Origin of the sequence: Hydrogenophaga borbori (assembly GCF_003417535.1) — a bacterium.
Classification (GTDB): Bacteria; Pseudomonadota; Gammaproteobacteria; order Burkholderiales; family Burkholderiaceae_C; genus Hydrogenophaga; species Hydrogenophaga borbori.
On the sequence record NZ_QVLS01000010.1, the window covers coordinates 1 to 23,643 of the forward strand.

The window sequence follows — 23,643 nt, forward strand, 5'->3', positions numbered from 1 at the left end:
CGCCGCCGTCAGCGTCGTCTTGCCGTGGTCCACGTGCCCGATCGTGCCAACGTTCACGTGCGGCTTGGTCCGCTCGAATTTTTCCTTAGCCATGTCGATTCCTTAAAAAAGAACAAAGCCCGTGTGAGGGTTTAAGGTCTGCACGCCACTGCTGGATCGTCCCGCACGGGCACAGGACGGCGTGGCGTCGCAGACCGACTGGATCGGCGGGCGGGCGCGCGAAGCCCCCACCCCGTCGAACCGACTTGCTTTTACTTCGCGCGCGCGGCCACGATGGCCTCGGACACGTTGCGCGGCGCTTCCGAGTAGTGCTTGAACTCCATCGTGTACGTGGCACGGCCCTGCGACATCGAGCGCAGCGTGGTGGAGTAGCCGAACATCTCGGACAGCGGCACCTCGGCCTTGATGGCCTTGCCACCACCGACCATGTCCTCCATACCCTGCACCATGCCGCGACGCGACGACAGGTCGCCCATCACGTTGCCGGCGTAGTCCTCGGGCGTCTCGACTTCCACGGCCATCATCGGCTCGAGGATGACGGGGTTGGCCTTCTTGCAGCCTTCCTTGAAGCCGAAGATGGCGGCCATCTTGAAGGCCTGCTCGGACGAGTCCACGTCGTGGTACGAACCGAAATGCAGCGTGACCTTGACGTCCACCACCGGGAAACCCGCCAGCACGCCGGTGTTGAGGGCTTCGATCACGCCCTTTTCCACCGCCGGGATGTACTCGCGCGGCACCACGCCGCCCTTGATGGCGTCCACGAACTCGAAGCCCTTGCCGGCCTCGTTGGGTTCGATCTTGAACACCACGTGGCCGTACTGGCCCTTGCCGCCCGACTGGCGCACGAACTTGCCTTCGGCCTCGTCCACGCTCTTGCGGATGGTCTCGCGGTAGGCCACCTGGGGCTTGCCCACGTTGGCTTCCACGCCGAACTCACGCTTCATGCGGTCGACGATGATCTCCAGGTGCAGCTCGCCCATGCCGGAAATGATGGTCTGGCCCGATTCCTCGTCGGTCTTGACGCGGAACGAGGGGTCTTCCGAGGCCAGGCGCTGCAGCGCGATGCCCATCTTTTCCTGGTCGGCCTTGGTCTTGGGCTCCACAGCCTGCGCAATCACGGGCTCGGGGAAGACCATGCGCTCCAGGGTGATGACGGCATCGGGATCGCACAGCGTCTCACCGGTGGTCACTTCCTTCAGGCCCACGCAGGCGGCGATGTCGCCAGCGCGGATTTCTTCCACTTCCTGGCGGTTGTTGGCGTGCATCTGCACGATCCGGCCGATGCGCTCCTTCTTGCCCTTGACCGGGTTGAAGACGGTGTCGCCCTTCTTCAGCACGCCCGAATAGACGCGCACGAATGTGAGCTGGCCGACGTAAGGGTCGGTCATGAGCTTGAACGCCAGCGCGGACAGCTTCTCGCCGTCGTCGGCCTTGCGGGTCGCGGGCTCTTCCTTCTCGTCGGTACCCGCCACCGGGGGGATGTCCACCGGCGAAGGCAGGAAGTCGATCACGGCGTCGAGCATGCGCTGCACGCCCTTGTTCTTGAAGGCCGTGCCGCACAGCATGGGCTGGATCTCGGTCGAGATGGTGCGCGTGCGCAGGCCCAGCTTGATCTCTTCCTCGGAGAGGTCACCCTCCTCGAGGTACTTGTTCATGAGGTCTTCGCTGGCTTCGGCCGCGGCCTCGACCATCTTCTCGCGCCACTCCTTGGCGGTCTCGACGAGCTCGGCCGGAATGTCGTGGTACTCGAACTTCATGCCCTGCGAGGCCTCGTCCCAGATGATGGCTTTCATCTTGAGCAGGTCGACCACGCCCTTGAAGTTGTCCTCGGCGCCGATCGGAATGACGACCGGCACGGGGTTGGCCTTCAGGCGCAGGCGCATCTGGTCATAGACCTTGAAGAAATTCGCGCCGGTGCGGTCCATCTTGTTGACGAACGCCAGACGCGGCACCTTGTACTTGTTGGCCTGGCGCCAGACGGTTTCCGACTGGGGCTGCACACCGCCCACGGCGCAGTACACCATGCACGCGCCGTCGAGCACGCGCATGGAACGCTCCACCTCGATGGTGAAGTCGACGTGGCCGGGGGTGTCGATGATGTTGAAGCGGTGTTCCGGGTAGGACAGGTCCATGCCCTTCCAGAAGCAGGTGGTGGCGGCGGACGTGATCGTGATGCCGCGCTCCTGCTCCTGCTCCATCCAGTCCATGGTGGCGGCGCCGTCGTGCACTTCACCGATCTTGTGGTTCACGCCGGTATAGAACAGGATGCGCTCGGTCGTCGTGGTCTTGCCAGCGTCGATGTGCGCGGAAATGCCGATGTTGCGGTAACGCTCAAGGGGCGTGGTGCGGGCCATGGAAATACTCCGGAATGGTTCGAGCCCGCCACCCCTGGAAGGGGCCCGCGGGCTCTCGGGTCAGGTTGATCGGAAAGATAAGGTCCGAATCAGAAGCGGAAGTGGCTGAAGGCCTTGTTGGCCTCGGCCATGCGGTGCACTTCGTCGCGGCGCTTCATCGCGCCGCCACGGCCTTCGGTGGCCTCGATCAGCTCGTTGGCCAGGCGCAGGGCCATGGACTTTTCGCTGCGCTTCTTGGCCGCTTCCTTGATCCAGCGCATCGACAGCGCCAGACGGCGCACCGGGCGCACTTCAACGGGCACCTGGTAGTTGGCGCCACCCACGCGGCGGCTCTTCACCTCCACCATGGGTTTGACGTTGTTGATGGCCGTCGAGAAGATTTCGAGCGGGTCCTTGCCCGACTTCTTCTCGATCTGCTCGAACGCACCGTAGATGATGCGCTCGGCCACAGCCTTTTTGCCGCCTTGCATGATCACGTTCATGAACTTGGCGACTTCGACGTTGCCGAACTTCGGGTCCGGCAGGATTTCACGTTTAGGGACTTCGCGACGACGTGGCATGTTTCACCTCTTGCTTCAGTTGATGTCCGGACGTCCTTCTTGATCCAGACACCCCGCAGACCCATCAGGAGCCTGCACTTACTCGGCCTTTGTTCAAGGCCACTACGCCGTTCCGGCTCGTCAAAACCGGGCGGCACCGAATGAGACCGATCAGGCCTTCTTGGGACGCTTGGCGCCGTACTTGGAGCGGGCCTGCTTGCGGTCTTTCACGCCCTGCAGGTCCAGCGAGCCACGCACGATGTGGTAGCGCACGCCGGGAAGGTCTTTCACACGGCCGCCGCGAACCAGCACCACGCTGTGTTCCTGGAGGTTGTGGCCTTCACCGCCGATGTAGGAGATGACCTCGAAGCCGTTGGTCAGGCGGACCTTGGCGACTTTGCGAAGCGCCGAGTTCGGCTTCTTCGGGGTCGTGGTGTACACACGGGTGCACACGCCGCGGCGTTGCGGCGAGTTTTCCATGGCCGGGCTCTTGGATTTGGTCTTTTCGACCTCCCGGCCGTGGCGCACGAGTTGGTTGATGGTTGGCATTGAAAACGTCCCTAAACGTTTGAAAACGACAAAGCCTTTCGGAAAATTCCGAAAAGCCTACTAGTGTAGCACTGGCGCGTCAGCCGCGCCAAGCCTGCCCCCCGCTCCAGGGAGGCAGGTCACTGGATCCAGAGGCGGATCGCGTCCCAGGCACGGCCGAAGATGCCCGCCTCTTCCACGGTCTCCAGCACCGTCAGCGGCACCTCCACGACGGGCTGGCCCGCCGCGGTGGTCACGCGCAGCGTGCCGAGCGGCTGCCCCTTCTGCAGGGGCGCGACGAGGGGGTCCGGGCGCACCACCGTGGACTTCAGGCCCGCGCCCTGGCCGGCCGGCACCGACACCACCACGCCTTCGGCGCGGCCGAGCTTGGCGGTGTCGGCCTTGCCTTTCCAGATGCGCGGCTCGGCCGCCGGCTGGTTGGCCGCCAGCAGGCGCACGGTGTCGAACGCGGTGTATCCCCAGTTGAGCAGCTTCTGCGACTCGGCGGCCCGGGCGTTCTCGCTCGACGCGCCCAGCATCACCGACACCAGACGGCGCTGGCCGGCCGGCCCGTCGCCCAGGCCGGGCACCGGCCGGCGCGCGGTGGCCACCAGGCAGTAGCCCGCCGCGTCGGTGTGGCCGGTTTTCAGTCCGTCGACGGTGGGGTCGCGAAACAGCAGCAGGTTGCGGTTCGTGTCGTTGGTGGCGGGCGTGCCGGGGTAGCGGTAGCGCTGGATGGAGTAGTAGCCGACGTATTGGGGGAAGTCGTTCATCAGCCGCGTGGCCAGCGTGGCCAGGTCGCGCGCGGTGGTGGTGTGGCCCGGGGCCGTGAGGCCCTCGACGTTGCGGTAGCTGGTGGCCGTCATGCCCAGCGCCTTGGCCTGCTGGTTCATGAGCTCCACGAAGCGCTCGACGGAGCCCGCCACGCCCTCGGCCAATGCCACGGTGGCGTCGTTGCCCGACTGCACGATCATGCCCTTGATCAGGTCTTCGACCGGGACCTGCATGCGCGGCTCGATGAACATGCGCGAGCCCGGCATCTTCCAGGCGCGCTCGCTCACGCCGAAGGTTTGCGTGAGCGTGATCTTGCCGGCGCGCAGCGCGTCGAACACCAGGTAGGCCGACATGAGCTTGGTGAGCGAGGCCGGCTCCACCGGCGCATCGGGCTCCTTGCTGGCCAGCACCTGACCGGTGGTCACGTCCAGCAGAAGATAGGAACGCGCCGCAATCTCGGGGGGTTGTGGCATCTGCGCCCAGGCGGGCACCAGCGCGGCCAGCGACAGCGCCAGGCCGGCGATCAGGGAACGAAAACGGGTCATCAACGCAAAGTCCTCAAAAAAATTCGGCGCCACCGCGGCTCAAGGCCGCCAATGGCGCCACACCAGCTCGCGCAGCAGGGGCAACTGGCCATGGAAGAAGTGGCCGCCGCCCGGCACCACCACCACGGGCAAGGACTGCGGGCGAGCCCAGTCCATGACCGCGCTCAGCGGCACCGTGTCGTCAAGCTCGCCGTGAACGACCAGCGTTCGGGCGTGAAGTTCCTGCGGGATCGGCGCCACTTGAAATCGGCTGGCGGCGGTACCGACGAGCACCAGCTCGCGAACGTCGCGCGCGGGGTGCAGGCGCTGCAAGGCCTGGCTGGTGACATAGGAGCCAAAGGAGAAGCCGGCCAGGGCCAGGGGCCCGGCAGGCGCCTCGGACTGCACCACGGCCATCAGGTCGTCGGTCTCGCCGCGCCCCTCGTCGTACTGTCCGCCGCTGCGCCCCACACCGCGGAAGTTGAAACGCACCGCCACCATGCCCGCCAGCACGGCCGCGCGCGCCAAGGTTTGCACCACCTTGTTGGTGAGCGTGCCGCCGTGCAAGGGATGGGGATGGGCGATGACGGCCGTGGCGCGGGCCGCGCCCTCGGGCCGGTCGATGGCGAGCTCGATGGCGCCGGCCGGACCGTCGATCAGACGCGATTCGGTCTGCGCGTTCACCTCAGCGTCCCACGTCGGGAGGCGTCAGCAGCCGCTCGACCACGACGCCGTCGCGCAGATGCGACTCGACGATTTCATCGATGTCGGCCTGATCGACGTAGCTGTACCAGACGGCCTCCGGGTACACCACCGCGATCGGGCCACCCGCGCAGCGGTCAAGACAGCCTGCGCGGTTGACGCGCACGCCCCCCGGACCGAGCAGGCCGAGCGCCTTGGCGCGCGACTTGCAGCGGGCAAAAGCGTCTTCGGCCTTGTGGTCGGCGCAGCAGGCTTCGCCACCCTCGCGCTGATTCAGGCAGAAAAAAATGTGCCGCTGATAGTAGGAAGCGGGAGGGGTAGCGGTGCCATCGGCCATGACGCGATTCTAGGCGGCCGCCTCCTGGCGCCCTGGCGAACGCGCCACGGCCCGCAGCCCGAACAGGATGGCGGCGAAGGGCCACAGCCATCCCAGCCACTGCGACAGGCCATGAAAACGGATGAAACGCCCCTGCTCCCAGACCTCGAGCGACTGCACCATGTAAGGCACCTCGGGTGCGCGATTGAGCAGGGTGAGCACCACCCCCAGACACAGCAGCATCAGGGCGTGGCACAGCCGCCGGGGAAGGGGCAGGCAGGCCAGCCCCACCACCAAGGCCGCGAGCATGCCGACCACAGCCACAGGACTGAGCCAGGCCCAGGCATGGACCGGCCCGTGCGTCAGCGCCGACGACAGCCCCGCGACCAGCGTGGCGCCGCCAAAAAACAGCGGCAGGAACAGCACCCGGCGCCACCCGCCCTTCATGTCGCCGAAGGCCATGAGCAGCGGCGCCAGCAGGCTCAGCGCCACGCAGAATGCCTGCGTCAACAGACTCAGCGGCACCACCGGCTCCGCGCGCGCCGGCAACCAGGCAAGGAACGGGGTGTCGCCCAGCCAGTCGGCCAGCGCCAGCATCAGGCGATCGGCCACCTGCCCCAACCCAAAGGGCACCGCAGCCGGGTACAGCAGGGCCAGCGGCCACAGCGCCAGCAGCACGAGCCCGCCATGCGCCCCGGGCGCGAACCAACCGTCGCGAAAGCGGCCCCAGCGCGCCAGCACGCCCCAGCGGTCCAGCAGCACCATGAGGCCAGCGCCCAGCGCGCCCCCGGTCGAGTTCAGACCGAAGTCCACGTTGGACGGCACACGCCCTGGCAAGAAGGTCTGCAGGCTCTCGACCAGGCCCGACAAGACCACGGCACCGCCAGCCCCCCACCAGAACGCCCCGCGGCGCCAACCCAGCCGAAGGGCGGCCCCCACCATCAAGGCGCCCAGCGGCACATAACCCACGAAATTGGTCCAGAGATCGAAGCCCGTCCAGTACTGCGGCCAGGGCGCCCACAACCAGGACCATGGCTCCACGCCCTGCACACGCCAGCCCGTGAAGGGGTAGAGACTGGCGTAGGCGATCAGGCTGGCGTACAGCACGGCCAGAGGCCAGGCCGATGTCCGAGAGCCCGTGACCATGGCGCCGGCGCTCAAAAGGGCTTGACCACCACCAGCACCACCGCCGCCACCAGCAGCAGCACCGGCGCCTCATTGAACCAGCGGTACCAGACATGGCCGTGCCGCGACGCCCCGCGCTCGAAGCGCCGCAACAAGACACCACAGGCGTGGTGGTAGCCCAGCACCAGCACCACCACGAACAGCTTGGCATGCATCCAGCCATTGCCTGGCCCGCGCCCGATGCCATACCCCAGCCACAACCACAGCCCCAGCGCCAGCGCCGGCACCGCCAGAAGGGTGGTGAACCGCAGCAGCTTGCGCGCCATGAGCAGCAGGCGCGCCCGCTCGGCCACGCTTTCGGGCGGCACCATGGCCAGGTTCACAAAGACGCGCGGGAGGTAAAACAGGCCAGCAAACCAGCTGGCCACGAACACGATGTGGAAGGCTTTGACCCAGAGCATCCGGGCAGTGTAGTTCGCGCGATCCACCACCCTCGCTGCAGGCCAATGGGCAAAAAAAACCCGGCCAGGGGCCGGGTTGGGAAGCCTTTTTGCTGTCACACACTAAGGCACCCGCTCAGGGAGGAAAAGCGGGAGGTACCTCTCGGCACCCGCCTCTACTCTAACTCAAATCCTGGAAATCTCCAACTTCACCCCTGTCAGATTTGACAGTCCATGCAACGGAGACATGATCCGACCGGTCGGTCGCCCGATCGATACAACGGTACCACCGATGCGGCGGCCTGCGGCCGCGGGCAGGAACGGAAATGGAGGGGCCCGCTGGGCGGCTCAGGCCGCCAGGGTCCGCAGTTGCTTCACCGCGGCGTCGAAGCCCGACAACTCGTGCGTGGGCTGCCGCAGAAAGGCGTTGATGGCCTCGCGGCGCTCGATCGCCACATCGGCCACCCGATCGGCGCCCTTTTTGTATTCGCCGACCTTCAGCAACAACTCGATCTCGTCGTACTTCGCCAACAGTTCGCGCACGCGGCCAGCCGCGGCCTTGTGCTGCGGGGACACCAGGGCGCCCATCACGCGAGAAGCCGAGGCCAGCACGTCGATGGCCGGGTAGTGGTTGGCTGCCGCCAGCTTGCGCGACAGCACGATGTGCCCGTCGAGAATGGACCGGGTCTCGTCGGCCACCGGTTCGGTCATGTCGTCGCCCTCCACCAGCACGGTGTAGACCCCACCGGTTTGGGCGGTCACCTAGTCCGAATGACGGTCAAAGCCCTGCCACAGCCGACCGGAGCGGATCTCCCAGGGGTATCCGCACCCGCGGCCGTGGCAAGCCAGCCCAGGCCTGGGGCTCACATCCGCGAGGGCAGCCAGGTCGCCAGCGCGGGCCAGGTGTGGATGGTCCAGGCCAGCAGCAGGATGAGGATCCAGTAGGGCGCCACGCCGCGGAAGATCTCCTGCACCTTGAGCAGCGGGTCGGGCACCGCCGCCTTCACCACGAAGACGCTGATGCCGAACGGCGGCGTGAGCACGCCGGCCTCGATCACCAGGATGCCGATCAAGGCGAACACGATGGGATCGAACCCCATGGACATGGCGATGGGCCAGAAGATCGGCACCGTGAGCAGCATGATGGAGATGCTGTCGATCAGCATGCCGAGCACGAACCACACCACCACCATGAACAGCATGGTGCCCGTGGGACCCAGGCCCCAGGCCTGCAGCAGCGCCTGCACCTCCTGCGGAATGCCGTTGAGCGCGACCAGCTTGCTGAACATGGTGGCCGTGAGCAGCAGCAGCATGATGGGCGTGACCGTGTGGCCGGCCTCGACAAAGGCGCCCCGGATGCCGGCCCAGCGCATGCCCTTGAGCCAGGCCACCACCAGCGCGCCCATGAGGCCCACCGCGCTGCCCTCGGTGGGCGTGAAGTAGCCGAACCAGATGCCGCCCAGCGTGACCACGATGAGCGCCCCCACGTAGGCCGCGCCCAGCACCGCGCCGCGCTCGGCCGGCGCTGCCGCGTCCTCGCTCTCGGGGGCCGCGTCGGGCCGCAGCTTCGCGTAGACGCCGCAGTACAGCGCGTACATCAGGGCCAGCAGCAGGCCCGGCACCACGCCGGCCGCAAACAGCTTGCCCACCGACTGCTCGGTGAGGATGGCCCAGACGATCATGAACACCGATGGCGGGATGAGCAGGCCCAGCACCGAACTGCCCGCGATGCAGCCGGTGGCGAAGCTGCGGCTGTAGCGGTGGTCGCGCATCACCGGGTAGGCCACGTGGCTGAAGGCCGCCGCCGAGGCCACGCCGACGCCGGTCACGGCCGCGAACACCGCGTTGCCGCCCACGGTGGCCACGGCCAGGCGGCCGGGCACGCCGCGCAGGCGCCGATTGACGACGTTGAACAGGTCGGCCGCCGCGCCGGAGTGCGCGATCAACATGCCCATCACCGTGAAGCAGGGGATCACCACCAGGTTGTAGTCCTTGATGCCGGTGATCGCCGTCTGGCCCACCAGGTCCATGGCCGGCCACACCCCGCCGAGCGCGAAGTACAGGCCGAACAGCGCGCTGCCGACGAAGGCGAACACCACCGGCACACCCAGGATGACAAGGGCCACCAGCACGAACAGCGCGGCCCAGGTTTCGAAGAACATGGCGAATCTCCTCTCAATCGGCCGGGGCCGGCTCGCTCGCGCCTCGGCCGCGCCAGGCGTCCACGCACAAGCGCAGGCAGACCAGCACGCCCACGGACCACAGGAGCAAGGTGCCGAAGCGCAGGGGCCAGGCGGGCAGGCGGAACGCGTCGTTGCCGTAGAACTCCGCGCTTCGCCAGCCCTCGATGGCAGGCCCCCAGCCCGAGACCAGGAAGGTGGCGAACACCAGCGCGCCGATCAGCCAGGCGGCGCCCACCAGCGCGCCGGCCGCGCGGGTGGGCAGGCGCTCCAGCAGGAAGGTGACGCGCAGCAACTTGCCGCGCCGCATGGCGCTGGGCGCCTGCAGGAAGGTCAGCAGCACCAGGCCGGCACCGGTCAGCTCGGCCGTGCCCGCGAACGGGTGGTTGAACAGCAACCGGCCCGCCACGTCATAGCCGATGACCAGGGTGAGCAGCGCGAGCAGCACCGCGCCGATGGCGTGCAGCGCCCTCAGCAGCGTGTCGAAGGACGTCTTCACGGTGGCTCAGAGCGGGTAGGCGATGGGGAACTTGTAGCCGGCCTCCTCGAGGAAGCGGACATAGGTCTTGAGGACCTGCGTCGCCGGCTGCCCCTTGGCGTCGAGCTCCTTGGCGGCGCGGCCCGGCAGGTCCTTCACGAGCTCCGCCCAGCGGCGTTTCTCGGCATCGGACAGCGCATGGATCTGCGTGCCCGAACCGCGCAGGCGGGCCTCGATGTCCAGGTCGCGCTGGCGGCTGGCGGCCGCGATCTTCGCGGTCGCCTCTTCGGCCACCTCGTCGATGATGGCCACCACCTCTTTGGGCAGGCGCGCGCGGGTGTTCAGGTTCATGAACGACACGAAGGTGCTGTAGGAGCCGAAGCCGGTCTTGGTCCAGACCTTGGCCACCTCGCGCAGCTTGAAGGCCTCCATGCCAGAGACCATGAACAGGCTGCCGTCGGCCAGGCCGTTCTGCATGGCCTGGTAGTGTTCGCCGATGCCCAGCGTCACGGGCACCGCACCCGTGGGCATGAACAGCGGCGCGTTGGTGCCGGCCATGGCGATGCGCTTGCCCTTGAGCTCGTCCACGCGCTGCCAGTCGAAGCTGGTGGCCACGCCATAGGCCTCGGTCACCATCTGCGCCAGGATGTGCGCGTTGTAGGGCTTGACGCTCTCCTGCAGCGCCGGCACCTCCTTGAGCATGCGCGAGGCCACCTTCTGCTGCAGCACCGGGTCATCGGCGGTGAAGGGCATGTAGGCGCTGTAGTTCAGCAGGCCGGCGCGCGCCTGCTCGAAGCCGATCGGCGACAGGCCGATGTCCAGCGACCCCTTTTGCACGGCCTCCAGCACGCCGTCGACCTTGGCGACGCTGCCGCCCCAGGCCTTGATGAAGCGCAGGTTGTGTCCGGTGCGCGCCTTCACGCGCTGGCTCACCTCGTCGGCGAAGAAGCCGTCGTACACGCTGATGTAGGTCAGGCCGGTGGTGTGTCCGCCACCCATGCGCAGGGTGAAGTTGTCGGCGTGGGCGATCGACGCGGCGAGGGCCAGCGTGGCGGCCAGCAGGGAATGGGCGAATCTCATGGCTTGTCTCCTCGGATGGGGGTCATTCGAAACTGAGGTCGAGCAGCAGGCTCTCGTAGGCCTCGGGGTTGAGCAGGTGCGGGTAGTGGCCACCGGTCTGCAGGCGCACATGGCGCGACCCGGGATAGCGCTCGCGCAGGCGATCGCGCGCCTCGGGCGGGATCAGCGGATCGTCGGCGCAGTCCAGCACCACGATCTGCGACGGCTCCAGGGGCAGCGGCGGACAGGCGCGCGCCTGCGTCACGCCGGCGAAGCGCGAGTGCAGGCTGGCCGGCGACTGGCGCTTGGCCAGCATCACGCGCTGCAGCTGCTGCAGCGGCGACACCGGCGCGCCGGCCACGCGCTCCAGCCAGCTGGCGTGCAGCACCTCGGGCGATACGCTCGCCACCCAGGCGGGATCGAACAGCGGGTTGGCGGCCAGGTCGCTGGCGTCCGTGAAGCCGTTGCCGATGACCAGGCGGCGCACCTGCTGCGGGTACTGCAGGGCAAAAAACTGCGCCCACCAGGCGGCGAAGGACGAGCCCACCACCACGCAGGGTGGCAGACCCAGGTGATCGACCACGGCCTTCAGGCCATCGGACAGGCGCGGGGCCTCGGGCAGCGCCGGGTAGGTCACGGCGATCAGGCGCAGCCGCTCGCCCAGCGACAGCAGGGTGCGAACGAACATCGCGCCATCGCCCACGGAGCCGGGCAGCAGCAGCACCGCCGGCCCCTTGCCGGCGGTGTCGAGCCAGCGCCACTCGACGCCATCGACCTCGAGCGAGGACCAGGCGTAGCGGCTTTCCAGCCGGTCGAGCATCTCCTGCATGGCTCAGTACTTTCCGTCGGCCGACATGAAGCCTTCGGCGATGAGCCGCTCGTGCGCCTCGGGCGAGAACTCGGCCTGCGGCGCGTCGCCGCCGATCACGAACATCAGCCAGTGCGTCTTGTCCGGCTCGCCAAAGCTCACGTTCTCGAACCGGCGCTGCACTCCGGCGGGAAAGGAGATCACGTCGAACGGACCGAGGTCGAAGCTCTCGACCTGACCGTCCACCTCCCACGAGCAGCGCCACTGCCCCGTCATGGGCATGAAGGTCTCGTTGGTGTCGTGGTTGTGCATCATCGGGCCCTTGCCCGGCGCGGCCTCGCAGAAGCCCAGGTTGAAGCCCTCGCTGATCTTGATGTGCGCGGCCTCGGCCGCCTCATCGCCCACGGGGGACACGACCACCGTGCCATCGGATTTTTTCGGCGGCTGGAAGCCGATGATGTTGTAGAGCTTGCGCAGCGCGCTCGGGTGGCGGCTATCGGGCAGGCCGCCGTCGTGGCCGCGGATTTCGCTGAACAGCGCGACGCGCTGGCGCATCTGCTCTCGCGTGACGCGGATGGTGGGGATCTTCTGTTCCATGGTGGGTCTCCTGAAGGAAAGCGGCGCGCAGGCGAAGCGCGGCCGCGCGCGACCTGGTGTCGCACGAAGGGCGCGGCTCGACGCCGCGAAGTGAGGGGGAGGGAAAGGCCGTGTGGCGCGGGCGCGCGCTAGCGGCGCGTGGCGCCACCGGCCGGTGGGGAATGCATGGCTTGTCTCCGTCGTTCTCTGCTGTCCTTGATTAAACTCAAACGAGGCCTTCGATCGCAATTCGCCACACCGATAGCCGCCATCGACAAGACGATCCCAATGAGGCTACGCGACCTGGACCTGAACCTGCTGGTGGCGCTGGACGCGCTGCTGCGCGAGGCGCATGTCACGCGTGCCGCGGCACGGCTGGAGATGAGCCAGTCGTCGATGAGCCTGGCCCTGTCCAAGCTGCGCACGGTGTTCAACGACCCGCTGCTGGTGAAGAGCGGCAGTGGCCTGGTGCTCACCGCGCGCGCGCAGGAGATCGCGCCGCGCCTGGCCGACACGCTGCGCCACGTCGACGCGCTGATGCACGAACGCCGCGACTTCGACCCGTCGCAGGCGCACGACACCGTCACGCTGATCGTCACCGACTACATCGACTTCGTGGTGGTGCCCTCGCTGGTGAAGGAGCTCGCGCGGCGCGCGCCAAACGTGATCCTGCGCATCGTCGGCCCCAACCCGACGCGCTTTGGCGAGATCTTCAGCAGCGGTGAAGTGGACGTGTCCATCACCTACTTCCCCAATCCCCCCGCCAGCCTTCGCGTGCGCCCGCTGTTCCGCGACCGCCTGGTGGGCGTGGCCCGGCGCGGCCACCCACTGCTGTCCGGCGCCATGGACCTGCGGCGCTTCTGCGACCAGGGCCACGTGATCGTCGAGCCCGGCCAGGCCACCATGTACAACGCGCAGATCGAGCAGGCGCTCGAGCGCGCGGGCCGCCCCCGGCGCACGGTGATGTCCAAGCCCACCTTCCTGGGCATTCCCTTCATCATCGAGCAGACCGACCTGATCGCCACCGTGCCCGAGAAGGTCGCCAAGGGGTTCACCCAGTTCACCGACATCGAGATCTTCGAGCCGCCGCTGGACCTGGAGCCGTTCGGGGTCGTGCTGCTGTGGCACGACCGCACGCACAACAACCCGCTGCAGCGCTGGTTCCGCGAATTGGTGATCGAGCTGTTCCAGGGCCCCGAGCACCCCTGATCGCGCCCGTCCCGCAGCGGCGACAATGGCGCCGCGGATACCCCCTCCCATGCCCGCCAACCCACCCATCCCCTTCGACGCGACGCGCTGCCCCCTGTGCGGCGGCGACAACCGCTGCGCGGTGGAGATCGAGAAGGCCACCGGCGAGCCGCAGCCACCGTGCTGGTGTGTGAGCGAGACCTTCAGCCCCGAGCTGCTCGCCCGCATCCCCGAGGCGGCGCGCCGCCAGGCCTGCGTCTGTCAGGCCTGCGTGCGCCAGGCGCTGGCACCCCGCCCATGAGCGAACCGCCCGCACCGCCGCCCTCGCCCCACGGGCTGCCCGCGCTGCGCGAGCGCTACGGGCCGCGCTACCGCTGGCTGCTGCTGCTCGCCGTCATGGTGGGCACCATGGCGTCCATCATGTCGTCCACCGTGGTCAACGTGGCCATTCCCGACATGAGCCAGCACTTCGCGCTGGGCCAGGAGCGCGCGCAATGGGTCAGCTCGGGCTTCATGGCGGCGATGACCGTGTCCATGCTCACCACGCCCTGGCTGCTGGCGCGCTATGGCTACCGCGCCACCTATTCGGGCTGCATGTGGCTGCTGCTGGTGGGCGGCATGGCCGGCGGCCTGGCCAACCACTACCCCCTGGTGCTGGCCGCGCGCGTGGCCGAAGGCCTGGCCGCGGGCGTGGTGCAGCCCATCCCGGCCATCATCATCCTGCGCGCCTTCGACCCCAGCGAGCAGGGCCGCGCCAGCGGCGTCTTCGGCATGGGCGTGGTGCTGGCGCCGGCGCTGGGACCCAGCATCGGCGGCATCCTGGTGGACTGGTTCGGCTGGCGCTCCATCTTCTTCATGGTGGTGCCGTTCTGCATCGCCTCGCTGTGGATGGCGCGCAAGCTCATCCCCACCTCTGCGCCCGGCGGCCAGGCCGCCAACCGCGCGGGCGCCGCGCTCGACTGGCGCGGCCTGCTGCTGGCCGCCGCAGGCACGCTGTGCCTGCTCAATGGCCTGGTGGAACTGCAGGGCGGCACGCCGCTCACCGCGGCCACGCTGCTGCTGACGGCCGGCGCCTTGCTGTTGGTTTTCGTCTGGCTGGCGCGGCGCATGCTGCGGGCGCACCGCCACGCGCACGGGCCCGAGCCGCTGATGAACCTGAGCCTGTTCGCCGACCGCCGCTTCGCCATGGGCAGCCTGGTGGCCTTCATCTACGGCGTGGCGCTGTTCGGCTCCACCTACCTGTTGCCGGTGTACATGCTGATGGGCCTGCAGCTCTCGCCGTCGGTGGTGGGCACGGTGCTGCTGCCCTCGGGCCTGGTGCTGGCGGTGACGATCGCCACCGTCGGCCGCCTGGCCGACCGCCAGCCCACGCACCGCCTGGTCTGCATCGGCCTGGTGCTGCTGGCGGCCTCGTTCGCGCTGATGGTCACGATCCGGCTGGAGCACGCGGCGCGCATCATCCCGCTGCTGGTGCTCTGGGCCATCGTCGGGCGCATCGGGCTGGGCTTCATCCTGCCCTCGCTCAACATCGGCGCCATGCGCGGGCTGGGCCACGCCCACATCCCGCAGGGCGCCAGCGTCATCAACTTCCTGCGCATGCTGGGCGGTGCGGCGGGCGTGAGCCTGTGCGGCATCTTCCTGGAATGGCGGCTGGCCGCGCACGGCGCGCCGCTCGACACCTCACCCACCACGCCGGCGCGCCTCGCGGCCTTCGACGAAACCTTCCTCATGCTCGCGGCCATCTGCGCGCTGGCCCTGCTGGCCGCCGCCCGCCTGAAGCCCCCGGGCCCCGCCGAGCCGCCCTCGCCGCCCGAGCGGCATACTGCCCAGGGCTAGGCCGCCAGCAAAAAGGCAGAATTCGCGCCATGTGCCAACTGCTGGGACTCAACTGCGCCACGCCCACCGACGCGTCGTTCAGCTTCACGGGCTTCTGCGACCGCGGCGGCAAGACCGACCACCACGCCGACGGCTGGGGCATCGCCTTCTTCGAGGGCAAGGGCCTGCGCCTCTTCATCGACCACCGCAGCGCGCACGACTCGCCCATGGCGGCCTTCCTGCAGGGCTACCCGCTCAAGAGCCGCAACATCATCGCCCACGTGCGCAAGGCCACCATCGGTGAAGTGGCATTGGAAAACGCCCACCCCTTCGTGCGCCAGCTCTGGGGCCGCCAGTGGGTGTTCGCGCACAACGGCGACCTCAAGGACTACGAGCCGAACCTGCACAGCCACTTCCGCCCCGTGGGCAGCACCGACAGCGAGCGCGCCTTCTGCTGGCTGATGCAGGAAATGGCCAAGTCGCACGCGTCCCTGCCCAGCGTCGACGAGCTCACCCGCACCCTGCGCGAACTGGTGCCGCAGGTGCGCCGCTTCGGCAGCTTCAACTTCCTGCTCTCCAACGGCGAGGCCCTGTGGGCGCACTGCAGCACCCACCTGCATTGGCTGGTGCGCCAGCACCCGTTCTCGCTGGCCACGCTGAAAGACCGCGACTGGACGGTGAACTTCGCCGAGCTCAACCACCCCGGCGACCGCGCGGCGGTGATCGTGACCACGCCGCTCACCAGCAACGAGGTGTGGACACCCTTCGCTCCCGAAGAACTCAAGGTCTTCGTGGACGGGCTGCCGGTGGGCTGAAGGCGGACTGAGGCCGGGCTAAGGGCAATCCCCAGTCCCGCGCGGCGCGACGGGGAAACCCCCCGGTCTATCATCGCCGGGCCACCACCCCAGCGGGGCCAGCCGCCCCGCCCCTCAGGAGACCCGACATGCAACGACGCCACTTCGTCGCCGGCGGCCTCGCCGCCGCCGCCCTGCCCAGTTTCGCCGCCGCGCAGGGCCTGGAAAAGCCCAAGTGCACCATCGCCGTGGGCGGCAAGAACCTCTTCTATTACCTGCCGCTGACCATCGCCGAGCAGCTGGGCTACTTCAAGGACGAGGGCCTGGACCTGACCATCGTCGACTTCGCCGGCGGCTCGCGCGCCCTGCAGGCCGTGGTCGGCGGCAGCGCCGACGTGGTGTCGGGCGCCTTCGAGCACACGGTGAACATGCAGTTCAAGGGCCAGCCCATGCGCGCCTTCGTGCTGCAGGGCCTGGCGCCGCAGATCGTGCTGGGCGTGAACCCCAAGACCATGGCCAACTTCAAGACCGTGGCCGACCTCAAGGGCAAGAAGATCGGTGTGACGGCGCCGGGCAGCTCCACCAACGTGCTGGTGAACTTCGTGCTGGCCAAGGCCGGCCTCAAGCCCAGCGACGTCAGCATCGTCGGCGTGGGGGCGAGCAACGGCGCCGTGGCCGCCATGCGCGCGGGCCAGATCGACGCCATCAGCAACCTCGACCCGGTCATCACCCTGCTGCAGCGCTCGGGCGACCTGAAGATCGTCTCGGACACGCGCATCGTGAGCGAGGCGGAGAAGGTGTTCGGCGGTCCCATGCCCGCCGGCTGCCTGTACTGCCCGCAGCCCTTCATCGACAAGAACCCCAACACCGTGCAGGCCATGACCAACGCCATGGTGCGCGCCAACAAGTGGATCCAGAAGGCCGGCCCGGGCGACATCATCAAGGTGGTGCCCGAGAGCTACCTGCTCGGCGACCGCGCGGTTTACATCGACGGCTTCCTGGCCGCGCAGAAGGCGCTGTCGCCCGACGGCATGTTCCCCGCCAAGGGCGCCGAGACCGCGTTCCGGGCCCTGGGCAGCGTGGACGCCGCGCTCGCCAAGGCCAAGCTCGACCTGAACGCGGTCTACACCAACAGCTTCGCGCAGAAGGCCAACGCCAAGTACCCGAAGGGATGACATGACCGCCGCGATCGAACTGCAGGGCGTCGCCTGCACCTTCATCAGCAAGGACGCCCCGGGCCAGCGCTACACCGCCGTCGACCAGGTGGACCTGCGGGTCGGCGCGGGCGAGTTCGTGAGCGTGGTGGGCCCCACCGGCTGCGGCAAGAGCACGCTGCTCAACGTCGCGGCCGGCCTGCTGGAGCCGAGCAAGGGCAGCGCGCGCATCTTCGGCGAGCCACTCAAAGGCATCAATGCGCGCGCGGGCTACATGTTCCAGGCCGAGAGCCTGATGCCCTGGCGCACGGCGCTCGAGAACGTGATGGCCGGCCTGCAGTTCCGCGGCGTGGGCGCCGCCCAGGCGCGTGAGCAGGCCGACGGCTGGCTGCGCCGCGTCGGCCTGGGCGGCTTCGGCGACCGCTACCCGCACCAGATGAGCGGCGGCATGCGCAAGCGCGCCAGCCTGGCGCAGACCCTGGTGCTCGACCCCGACATCATCCTCATGGACGAGCCCTTCTCGGCCCTGGACATCCAGACGCGCCAGCTGATGGAGAACGAGGTGCTGCAGCTCTGGGCCGAAAAGAAGAAGGCGGTGCTCTTCATCACCCACGACCTGGACGAAGCCATCGCCATGAGCGACCGCGTGGTGGTGATGTCGGCCGGCCCCGCCAGCCGCCCCATCGGCGACTTCACCATCGACATGCCGCGCCCGCGCGACGTGGCCGAGGTCAAGACCACGCCGCGCTTCCTCGAGCTGCACGCCGCCATCTGGGCCGTGCTGCGCGACGAGGTGCTCAAGGGCTACCAGCAACAACTGCGCAAGGCCGCCTGAGCGCGGCCCTTTACCGCCCCGTCATCGCATGTGGAAGTTCATCAAGCCCCGTCCGGGCAACCTCACCCTGTGGCAGCTGGCGCTGCTCGTGCTCATCTTCGTGTTCTGGCACGTGATGACCACGCCCGGCCTGGTGCCGACCTTCATGTTCGACAACGACCGCCAGGCCGCGTTCTTCTTCGGCGAGCCGCTGAAGATCTTCGCCCGCATCTGGGCCTGGTTCGTCGGCGACGCCGACATCTACGTGCACCTGTGGATCACGCTGGCCGAGACGCTGATGGCCTTCGGCATCGGCGCCGTCACGGGACTGGCGGGCGGGCTGTGGCTGGCGCTCTCGCCCATGGCCTCGGCCATCCTGGAGCCCTACATCAAGGCGCTCAATTCCATGCCACGCATCATCCTGGCGCCCATCTTCGCGGTCTGGTTCGGCCTGGGCATGGGCTCCAAGGTGGCGCTGGGCGTCACGCTGGTGTTCTTCATCGTCTTCTTCAACGTCTACCAGGGCGTGAAGGAGGTGAGCCCGGTGGTGCTGGCCAACGCGCGCATGCTGGGCGCCAGCCAGAAGCAGCTGCTGCGCCACGTCTACCTGCCCAGCGCCACGAGCTGGGTGTTCAGCTCGCTGCACACCAGCGTGGGCCTGGCCTTCGTGGGCGCGGTGGTGGGCGAGTACCTGGGCTCCTCGCAGGGCGTGGGCTACCTCATCCTGCAGGCCGAAGGCCAGTTCGACATCAACACGGTGATGGCGGGCATCCTGGTGCTCACCGCCTTCGCGCTGGTGCTCGACGCGATGGTCGGGCGCATCGAGAAGCGGTTGATGAAGTGGCAGCCCAAGGCCGGGGAGACGGAGAAGCTCTGAGGCATTGAGCCCTCCCGGTGGGGCACGGGATTTGGATCGGACAATCGGCCCCCATGAACGCCACCGGCTCACCCGCCCCGCGCCCTGCGCCCGCCGAGCGCAGGCTGCCCCCGCTGACGGCGGTGCTGGGCTACCGCTGGCGGCGGCCCGGCTGGCTGGTGAACGAACGCCGGCGCCAGGCCTTCGCCTGGTCGATCTCCCTGCTGGTGCACGCGCTGCTGCTGAGCCTGACGTTCGGCGACGGCTTCGGGCTGCCGGGCCTGGAGCTGCCCTGGAAGGAGCGGCGAGCCGAGGTGCCGGCGCTGCGGGTGCGCCTGGTGCCCGCGGCCGCGCCGGCAGCGGCGGCCGACGCAACGCCCGAGCCCTCCGCCGACGCGACCGTGGCCCGCGCACCGACGGCGCCGGCCGCCCGCTCCAAGGTCCGCCCGGCCGCGCCGAAGGCCAAGACCCGGACCGTTCCCGCGCCCACGGCCGCACCCACCGCCGATGCACCGGCACCGGCAACGCCGGCCCCCGCCGGCAGCGCCGACACCGCGGCGCTGGCCATGGTCGACCACGCGGCACTGGAAGCGCGCCAGCGAGAGGCCGAGCAACAGGAGGCCCTGCGCCAGGCGGAGGCGGCGCGCCAGGCCGAGGCCCGGGCACAGGCGCAGCGCCGGCTGGCCGAACGGGAGGCGGCGGCCGCGCGCCGCGAGGCCGAGAGACAGGAGGCCGCCCGCCAGGCAGCGGCGCGCGAGGAGGCGCTGCGCCAGGAAGCCGAGCGGCAGGCGGCGGTCCGCGCCGACATGGCGCGCCTGGAGCTGGAGCGCCAGCAGGCCGAGCGCCTGGCCACGGCCCAGCGCGAAGCGGCTCAGCAGGCCGCGGCCCGCCCGCCGGCCGAACCACTCGATGCCGCGCGGGCCGAGGCCGAGCGGGCCGAGGCCGAGCGCCTTGAAGTCGAGCGCCAGGACGCTTTGAGGCAAGCGGCCGAGCGCGCGCAGGCCGAGCGCGCGGAAGCGACCCGCCAGGAGGCCGAGCGCCAAGCGGCCGAGCAAGAGGCCGCCCGCCAGGCCCTGGCCCAGCGCGAAGCCGAGCAGCGCGACGCGGCCCGAGTCGAAGCCGAGCGCCAAGCGGCCGAGCAAGAGGCCGCCCGCCAGGAAGCCGAACGGCAGGAGGCCGCCCGTCAGCAGGCCCAGGCCGAACGCGAGGCGGCTCTGCGGCAAGAGGCGCAGCAGCGCGAGGCCGCGAGACAAGCCGCCGCCCGGGCCGAGGCGCAGCGCTGGGCCGCTGAGCAGCGCGAAGCCGAGCGGGCAGAGGCCGAGCGAGCGGCAGAGGCCGCGCGACTGGCGGCTGAGCGCCAGGCGGCGGCACAACAGGCCGCCGCGCAGGAAGCCGCCGCCCGGGCGGAAGCGGCCCGCCTCGAAGGCGAACGCCAGGCGGCCGCTCAGCGGGCCGCCGCGCAGGCCGAAGCCGCCCGCCTCGAAGGCGAACGCCAGGCGGCCGCTCAGCAGGCCGCCGCGCAGGCCGAAGCCGCCCGCCTCGAAGGCGAACGCCAGGCGGCCGCTCAGCAGGCCGCGGCGCAACAAGCGGCTCAACAGGCCGCCCAAGCCGAGGCCGCGCGCCTGCAGGCGCAACGGCAGGCCGAGGACGAGGCCCGCGAGGAGCGCCGCCGCGCCATCGGGCGCCAGCTCAACGAAGAGGCCGAGCGCCGCGCGGCGGCCGAGGCCGAGGCGCAGCGCAACCCGTCCGCCAGCGGCCTGCGCCGCGTCCGACTCTTCGGCCGCTACGACCCCAACCGCGACCTGGTCCTCTACGCCGAGGCCTGGGCCAAGCGCATCGAGATGAACATGCCGGTGGAACTGGTGCGCGAGGCGGCCCGGCAGGGCTACACCGACCCGGTGGTGACCGTCGCCATCCGCAGCGACGGCACGATCGAATCGGTCACGGTGGTGCGCACCAGCGGCGTGGCCGCCATCGACGAGGCCATTCCACGCCTGGTGCACGGCATGACGCACACCGCCTTCCCGCCGGCCATGGCCCGCCAGTTCGACGTGATCGAGATCCGCCGCAGCTGGCACTTCGACGTCGCCGTGCGCCTGTACTGAGGCGCGCCGCCACCTCAGGCGCGGCCGGCGTCGAACACCGGGTCGACCTCGACCTGCAGGGCCGTGGCCAGGTGGTTGGTCTTGGCCGCCAGGCCAACGATGGCCATCAGCTCCGCGTGCTGGGCGTCCGTCATGCCCTTGGCGCGCGCCGCCGCCGTGTGCGAGTGCACGCAGTAGCCGCAGCCATTGGCGACGGAGACCGCGATGTAGACCAGTTCCTTGGTCAGCGGGTCCAGCTGCGAGGGCGTGGCCATCAGCCGCTTCACCTCGGCCCAGGTGCCCTCCAGCAGCGCCGGGTCGAAGGCCAGGGCGCGCCACAGGTTGTTGACGAAGTCGGTCTTGCGCGTGGCGCGGATGTCGTCGAAGACGGCCTTCACGCGCGGATCGGCTTCGGGCTCGGCCAAGGGGCGAACGGTGGTCATGGTGCAGGTAACTCCTTCATGGACACGGTCTTTCGGACTGCGCACACTAGCGGCTTTTCACCCGCCCAGGAGCCCGGCATGTCCCTACGCATCAACGACACCGCACCGAACTTCAGCGCCCAGACCACGCAAGGCGTCATCGACTTTCACAGCTGGATCGGCGACCAGTGGGCCATCCTCTTCTCGCACCCCAAGGACTTCACCCCCGTCTGCACCACCGAGCTGGGCTACATGGCCCGCATCGAACCCGAGTTCACCAAGCGCAACACCAAGCTCATCGGCCTGTCGGTGGACCCGGTGGACAGCCACGGCAAGTGGGTCACCGACATCGAGGAGACGCAGGGCGCCACGGTCAAGTACCCCATGATCGGCGACGTCGATCTGAAGGTGGCCAAGCTCTACAACATGCTGCCGGCCGAAGAACCCGGCAGCGCCGAGGGCCGCACCGCCGCCACCAACGCCACCGTGCGCTCGGTCTTCATCATCGGGCCCGACAAGAAGATCAAGCTCATGATGACCTACCCCATGACCACGGGCCGCAACTTCGACGAGATTCTGCGCGCGCTCGATTCGATTCAGCTCACCGCGAAGCACAAGGTGGCGACCCCCGCGAACTGGACCCAGGGGCAGGACGTGATCATCGCGGGCTCGGTGAGCGACGCGGACGCCAAGACCCTGTTCCCCGATGGCTGGAAGGCGCTCAAGCCCTACCTGCGCATCGTCAAGCAGCCGCGCTGAGCGGGGGCGCCTCAGGGCTGGTAGCAGGCGCCCGTGGCGTCGTGGTGGATGGCGATGAGGTCGCCTCCGGCACTGCCCCAGACGTTGCCGCCGGTGAAGATCAGGCAGCCCTCGCCTTTGTAGAGCGCTTGCAGGCGGCGCGCGTCGTTGCCGAAGTAGAACGGAATCCAGCGCTTGCCCGATTCGTAGGAATGCGAGCGGTCGGGCGCACGGTCCATCAAGGTCTGCACCTCGTCCATGCCCATGCCGATCTGGAGCCGGGCGAACCGGCTGCCGGGCCGTGCCTTGCCGGTGATCTCGCCCTGGAAGGAGCCGTCCCGCGAGGTGGCGCTCTGGGTGCCGTCGGCGGCGGGCGTGGTGGACTGGGCCGATGGGCGCGTCGCGGGGGACGAGCAGGCGCCCAGGATGGTGAGGGCGGCGATCAGGACGATTCGATGGAGGTGCATGGGCGACGAGGGCGGGAAGTGAACGGCCCGCCAGTGTGCACAGCGCGGCGGGGGCATACCCCCTGTCGTTCTCTACGCGGGACTGGCCAGCCCCGCCGCGGGCGGCTCCGTCAGCGTGAGCAGGATGTCCGCGTACCAGGCGCAGTTCAGGCCCAGGGATTCGTCGAGCGCCTGGTCGCGGTTGCCCATGTCCAGGCGCGAGGAGTGCACGCCCAACAGCCGCCAGGGCAGCACGCCGGTCGCGGGCACGGGGTCGCGCATGACCACCGGTGCGCCGCTGATGCCACGGTGCGCGCGCCCGTCGGTGAGGAAGGTGCCCTGTCCCTGGAAGCGGATGCCGAAGGGCGAGGCGATGGCGGCGCGGCGCAGCACCGGGAGCTGGTGCACCTCGTCGTGAAAGCCCAGCGGAAAACCCGCGATGAACAGCGTGGCGTCCACGGGCACGGCGTCGAAGTCGTGAACGATGTGCGCGGGCGTGAAGGCGAACAGCACCGCCTCCTTCGGCAAGGCCTCGCGGTCGATTTCGAGCACGGCCACGTCGATGTCGCCGCCGCTGTCCTGCCCCTGACGCCACAGCGCCGTGCCGTCGGCGTACAGCGGCATGGAAAAGCCGGTGCAGCGCGTGAGGTCCTGAAGGTCCAGGTGCAGGGTGATCTCGATGCGGTCCGGTCGGTGTTCGCTGCCCTCGTCGATGAAGACATGGCGGCTGGTCGCGAGGAAGAGGTGTTCGTCGCGCGCGAAGAAGAAGCCGCTGGCGTTGGTGAGCGATTGCTCGCCCTGGAAGGTGCCGACCTTCGGCGTGGCAAGGAACAAGGGGTCCACCGGCGGCGAGGCCGGCGCGGCGGGGGTCTTGGGGGGGGTGTTCATCGCCACAGTGTGAGGGCTTGGCGGCGCCCAGGCCACCGGCC

At 69.1% G+C, this 23,643-nt stretch carries 26 protein-coding genes and 1 pseudogene; 9 read left to right on the top strand and 18 right to left on the bottom strand.

All coding sequences use genetic code 11. From position 1 onward, the window contains the following. The 15 genes and pseudogenes from DY262_RS15095 to DY262_RS15165 all read right to left on the bottom strand — a co-directional run. Nucleotides 1-93: GTP-binding protein (locus tag DY262_RS15095; protein WP_018003793.1), on the bottom strand; the 93-nt coding region annotated here is incomplete at its 3' end. A 158-nt stretch (nt 94-251) separates the two neighbouring features. Then, complete coding sequence (fusA, locus tag DY262_RS15100) at nt 252-2,354, bottom strand: elongation factor G (RefSeq protein ID WP_116959951.1); 2,103 nt, start codon at nt 2,352-2,354, stop codon at nt 252-254. An 89-nt stretch (nt 2,355-2,443) separates the two neighbouring features. Next, a complete protein-coding gene (rpsG, locus tag DY262_RS15105; protein WP_070400838.1) occupies nt 2,444-2,914 on the bottom strand; it encodes a 30S ribosomal protein S7 in 471 nt (156 codons plus the stop codon). A 150-nt stretch (nt 2,915-3,064) separates the two neighbouring features. Then, complete coding sequence (gene rpsL / locus DY262_RS15110; protein WP_009516237.1) at nt 3,065-3,442, bottom strand: 30S ribosomal protein S12; 378 nt, start codon at nt 3,440-3,442, stop codon at nt 3,065-3,067. Nucleotides 3,443-3,561: 119 nt separating this feature from the next. Then, the gene (locus tag DY262_RS15115; RefSeq protein ID WP_116959952.1) at nt 3,562-4,740 is read right to left on the bottom strand and encodes a D-alanyl-D-alanine carboxypeptidase family protein; all 1,179 of its coding nucleotides are present in this window, start codon (nt 4,738-4,740) and stop codon (nt 3,562-3,564) included. A 39-nt stretch (nt 4,741-4,779) separates the two neighbouring features. Beyond that, nucleotides 4,780-5,403, bottom strand: a complete 624-nt coding sequence (locus DY262_RS15120) for an alpha/beta hydrolase (RefSeq protein ID WP_116959953.1) — start codon at nt 5,401-5,403, stop codon at nt 4,780-4,782. A gap of 1 nt (nt 5,404) precedes the next feature. Next, on the bottom strand, nt 5,405-5,758 hold the full coding sequence (locus tag DY262_RS15125; RefSeq protein WP_070400841.1) for a (2Fe-2S) ferredoxin domain-containing protein: 354 nt from the start codon (nt 5,756-5,758) through the stop codon (nt 5,405-5,407). A gap of 9 nt (nt 5,759-5,767) precedes the next feature. Beyond that, nucleotides 5,768-6,883, bottom strand: coding sequence for a VanZ family protein (locus DY262_RS15130; protein WP_116959954.1), 1,116 nt, complete (start codon nt 6,881-6,883; stop codon nt 5,768-5,770). Between the two features lie 11 nt (nt 6,884-6,894). Continuing rightward, complete coding sequence (locus DY262_RS15135; RefSeq protein ID WP_116959955.1) at nt 6,895-7,323, bottom strand: CopD family protein; 429 nt, start codon at nt 7,321-7,323, stop codon at nt 6,895-6,897. A 327-nt stretch (nt 7,324-7,650) separates the two neighbouring features. Continuing rightward, a pseudogene (locus DY262_RS15140) lies at nt 7,651-8,055 on the bottom strand (EscN/YscN/HrcN family type III secretion system ATPase); the annotation flags it as partial. Between the two features lie 110 nt (nt 8,056-8,165). Continuing rightward, complete coding sequence (locus tag DY262_RS15145) at nt 8,166-9,464, bottom strand: TRAP transporter large permease (RefSeq protein WP_116959956.1); 1,299 nt, start codon at nt 9,462-9,464, stop codon at nt 8,166-8,168. Nucleotides 9,465-9,477: 13 nt separating this feature from the next. Beyond that, on the bottom strand, nt 9,478-9,981 hold the full coding sequence (locus tag DY262_RS15150; RefSeq protein WP_116959957.1) for a TRAP transporter small permease: 504 nt from the start codon (nt 9,979-9,981) through the stop codon (nt 9,478-9,480). A gap of 6 nt (nt 9,982-9,987) precedes the next feature. Next, a complete protein-coding gene (gene dctP, locus DY262_RS15155; protein ID WP_181936519.1) occupies nt 9,988-11,040 on the bottom strand; it encodes a TRAP transporter substrate-binding protein DctP in 1,053 nt (350 codons plus the stop codon). Nucleotides 11,041-11,062: 22 nt separating this feature from the next. Next, nucleotides 11,063-11,848 (bottom strand): alpha/beta fold hydrolase, encoded by a 786-nt coding sequence (locus DY262_RS15160; RefSeq protein ID WP_116959959.1) that lies wholly within the window; start codon nt 11,846-11,848, stop codon nt 11,063-11,065. 3 nt (nt 11,849-11,851) lie between these two features. Beyond that, nucleotides 11,852-12,424, bottom strand: a complete 573-nt coding sequence (locus tag DY262_RS15165) for a cupin domain-containing protein (RefSeq protein WP_116959960.1) — start codon at nt 12,422-12,424, stop codon at nt 11,852-11,854. Nucleotides 12,425-12,691: 267 nt separating this feature from the next. Between DY262_RS15165 and DY262_RS15170 the strand changes: the two genes are divergently transcribed. From DY262_RS15170 to DY262_RS15205, 8 genes are all read left to right on the top strand, one after another. Then, nucleotides 12,692-13,612, top strand: a complete 921-nt coding sequence (locus tag DY262_RS15170; protein ID WP_181936520.1) for a LysR family transcriptional regulator — start codon at nt 12,692-12,694, stop codon at nt 13,610-13,612. Between the two features lie 49 nt (nt 13,613-13,661). Next, nucleotides 13,662-13,892 (top strand): cysteine-rich CWC family protein, encoded by a 231-nt coding sequence (locus tag DY262_RS15175; RefSeq protein WP_116959962.1) that lies wholly within the window; start codon nt 13,662-13,664, stop codon nt 13,890-13,892. After that, a complete protein-coding gene (locus tag DY262_RS15180; RefSeq protein WP_116959963.1) occupies nt 13,889-15,427 on the top strand; it encodes an MFS transporter in 1,539 nt (512 codons plus the stop codon). The genes DY262_RS15175 and DY262_RS15180 overlap by 4 nt, the downstream gene beginning before the upstream one ends. A gap of 29 nt (nt 15,428-15,456) precedes the next feature. Beyond that, nucleotides 15,457-16,221 carry a class II glutamine amidotransferase gene (locus DY262_RS15185; protein ID WP_116959964.1) on the top strand — a complete coding sequence of 255 codons (765 nt, stop codon included), beginning with the start codon at nt 15,457-15,459 and terminating at the stop codon, nt 16,219-16,221. Between the two features lie 128 nt (nt 16,222-16,349). Beyond that, a complete protein-coding gene (locus DY262_RS15190) occupies nt 16,350-17,375 on the top strand; it encodes an ABC transporter substrate-binding protein (RefSeq protein ID WP_116959965.1) in 1,026 nt (341 codons plus the stop codon). A 1-nt stretch (nt 17,376) separates the two neighbouring features. Next, nucleotides 17,377-18,189: an ABC transporter ATP-binding protein gene (locus tag DY262_RS15195; protein ID WP_116959966.1), complete on the top strand. Its 813-nt coding sequence runs from the start codon at nt 17,377-17,379 to the stop codon at nt 18,187-18,189. Nucleotides 18,190-18,217: 28 nt separating this feature from the next. Further along, the gene (locus tag DY262_RS15200; RefSeq protein WP_070400851.1) at nt 18,218-19,045 is read left to right on the top strand and encodes an ABC transporter permease; all 828 of its coding nucleotides are present in this window, start codon (nt 18,218-18,220) and stop codon (nt 19,043-19,045) included. Between the two features lie 53 nt (nt 19,046-19,098). Continuing rightward, nucleotides 19,099-21,129 carry a TonB C-terminal domain-containing protein gene (locus DY262_RS15205; protein WP_116959967.1) on the top strand — a complete coding sequence of 677 codons (2,031 nt, stop codon included), beginning with the start codon at nt 19,099-19,101 and terminating at the stop codon, nt 21,127-21,129. 14 nt (nt 21,130-21,143) lie between these two features. On the opposite strand, the gene DY262_RS15210 is transcribed toward DY262_RS15205, so the two are convergent. Further along, entirely contained in the window at nt 21,144-21,551 is a 408-nt protein-coding gene (locus DY262_RS15210) for a carboxymuconolactone decarboxylase family protein (protein ID WP_116959968.1), read from the bottom strand. Nucleotides 21,552-21,629: 78 nt separating this feature from the next. On the opposite strand from DY262_RS15210, the gene DY262_RS15215 reads away from it, so the two are divergent. After that, a complete protein-coding gene (locus DY262_RS15215; protein WP_116959969.1) occupies nt 21,630-22,289 on the top strand; it encodes a peroxiredoxin in 660 nt (219 codons plus the stop codon). A gap of 11 nt (nt 22,290-22,300) precedes the next feature. Here DY262_RS15215 and DY262_RS15220 read toward each other — a convergent pair whose 3' ends face one another. Beyond that, nucleotides 22,301-22,735, bottom strand: coding sequence for a hypothetical protein (locus DY262_RS15220; protein WP_116959970.1), 435 nt, complete (start codon nt 22,733-22,735; stop codon nt 22,301-22,303). A gap of 72 nt (nt 22,736-22,807) precedes the next feature. Further along, a complete protein-coding gene (locus DY262_RS15225) occupies nt 22,808-23,602 on the bottom strand; it encodes a trypsin-like peptidase domain-containing protein (protein ID WP_181936521.1) in 795 nt (264 codons plus the stop codon). Between the last annotated feature and the right edge of the window lie 41 nt (nt 23,603-23,643).

What these genes read in the sequence shown, in the direction of transcription:
- DY262_RS15175 (WP_116959962.1), top strand. Translation starts at nt 13,662, where the DNA reads ATGCCCGCCAACCCACCCATCCCCTTCGACGCGACGCGCTGCCCCCTG.
- DY262_RS15145 (WP_116959956.1), bottom strand. Translation starts at nt 9,464, where the DNA reads ATGTTCTTCGAAACCTGGGCCGCGCTGTTCGTGCTGGTGGCCCTTGTC.
- dctP (WP_181936519.1), bottom strand. Translation starts at nt 11,040, where the DNA reads ATGAGATTCGCCCATTCCCTGCTGGCCGCCACGCTGGCCCTCGCCGCG.
- DY262_RS15225 (WP_181936521.1), bottom strand. Translation starts at nt 23,602, where the DNA reads ATGAACACCCCCCCCAAGACCCCCGCCGCGCCGGCCTCGCCGCCGGTG.
- DY262_RS15160 (WP_116959959.1), bottom strand. Translation starts at nt 11,848, where the DNA reads ATGCAGGAGATGCTCGACCGGCTGGAAAGCCGCTACGCCTGGTCCTCG.
- DY262_RS15195 (WP_116959966.1), top strand. Translation starts at nt 17,377, where the DNA reads ATGACCGCCGCGATCGAACTGCAGGGCGTCGCCTGCACCTTCATCAGC.
- DY262_RS15135 (WP_116959955.1), bottom strand. Translation starts at nt 7,323, where the DNA reads ATGCTCTGGGTCAAAGCCTTCCACATCGTGTTCGTGGCCAGCTGGTTT.
- DY262_RS15205 (WP_116959967.1), top strand. Translation starts at nt 19,099, where the DNA reads ATGAACGCCACCGGCTCACCCGCCCCGCGCCCTGCGCCCGCCGAGCGC.
- DY262_RS15125 (WP_070400841.1), bottom strand. Translation starts at nt 5,758, where the DNA reads ATGGCCGATGGCACCGCTACCCCTCCCGCTTCCTACTATCAGCGGCAC.
- DY262_RS15190 (WP_116959965.1), top strand. Translation starts at nt 16,350, where the DNA reads ATGCAACGACGCCACTTCGTCGCCGGCGGCCTCGCCGCCGCCGCCCTG.
- DY262_RS15210 (WP_116959968.1), bottom strand. Translation starts at nt 21,551, where the DNA reads ATGACCACCGTTCGCCCCTTGGCCGAGCCCGAAGCCGATCCGCGCGTG.
- DY262_RS15220 (WP_116959970.1), bottom strand. Translation starts at nt 22,735, where the DNA reads ATGCACCTCCATCGAATCGTCCTGATCGCCGCCCTCACCATCCTGGGC.
- DY262_RS15170 (WP_181936520.1), top strand. Translation starts at nt 12,692, where the DNA reads ATGAGGCTACGCGACCTGGACCTGAACCTGCTGGTGGCGCTGGACGCG.
- DY262_RS15180 (WP_116959963.1), top strand. Translation starts at nt 13,889, where the DNA reads ATGAGCGAACCGCCCGCACCGCCGCCCTCGCCCCACGGGCTGCCCGCG.
- DY262_RS15200 (WP_070400851.1), top strand. Translation starts at nt 18,218, where the DNA reads ATGTGGAAGTTCATCAAGCCCCGTCCGGGCAACCTCACCCTGTGGCAG.
- rpsG (WP_070400838.1), bottom strand. Translation starts at nt 2,914, where the DNA reads ATGCCACGTCGTCGCGAAGTCCCTAAACGTGAAATCCTGCCGGACCCG.
- DY262_RS15130 (WP_116959954.1), bottom strand. Translation starts at nt 6,883, where the DNA reads ATGGTCACGGGCTCTCGGACATCGGCCTGGCCTCTGGCCGTGCTGTAC.
- DY262_RS15185 (WP_116959964.1), top strand. Translation starts at nt 15,457, where the DNA reads ATGTGCCAACTGCTGGGACTCAACTGCGCCACGCCCACCGACGCGTCG.
- DY262_RS15165 (WP_116959960.1), bottom strand. Translation starts at nt 12,424, where the DNA reads ATGGAACAGAAGATCCCCACCATCCGCGTCACGCGAGAGCAGATGCGC.
- DY262_RS15215 (WP_116959969.1), top strand. Translation starts at nt 21,630, where the DNA reads ATGTCCCTACGCATCAACGACACCGCACCGAACTTCAGCGCCCAGACC.
- DY262_RS15115 (WP_116959952.1), bottom strand. Translation starts at nt 4,740, where the DNA reads ATGACCCGTTTTCGTTCCCTGATCGCCGGCCTGGCGCTGTCGCTGGCC.
- rpsL (WP_009516237.1), bottom strand. Translation starts at nt 3,442, where the DNA reads ATGCCAACCATCAACCAACTCGTGCGCCACGGCCGGGAGGTCGAAAAG.
- fusA (WP_116959951.1), bottom strand. Translation starts at nt 2,354, where the DNA reads ATGGCCCGCACCACGCCCCTTGAGCGTTACCGCAACATCGGCATTTCC.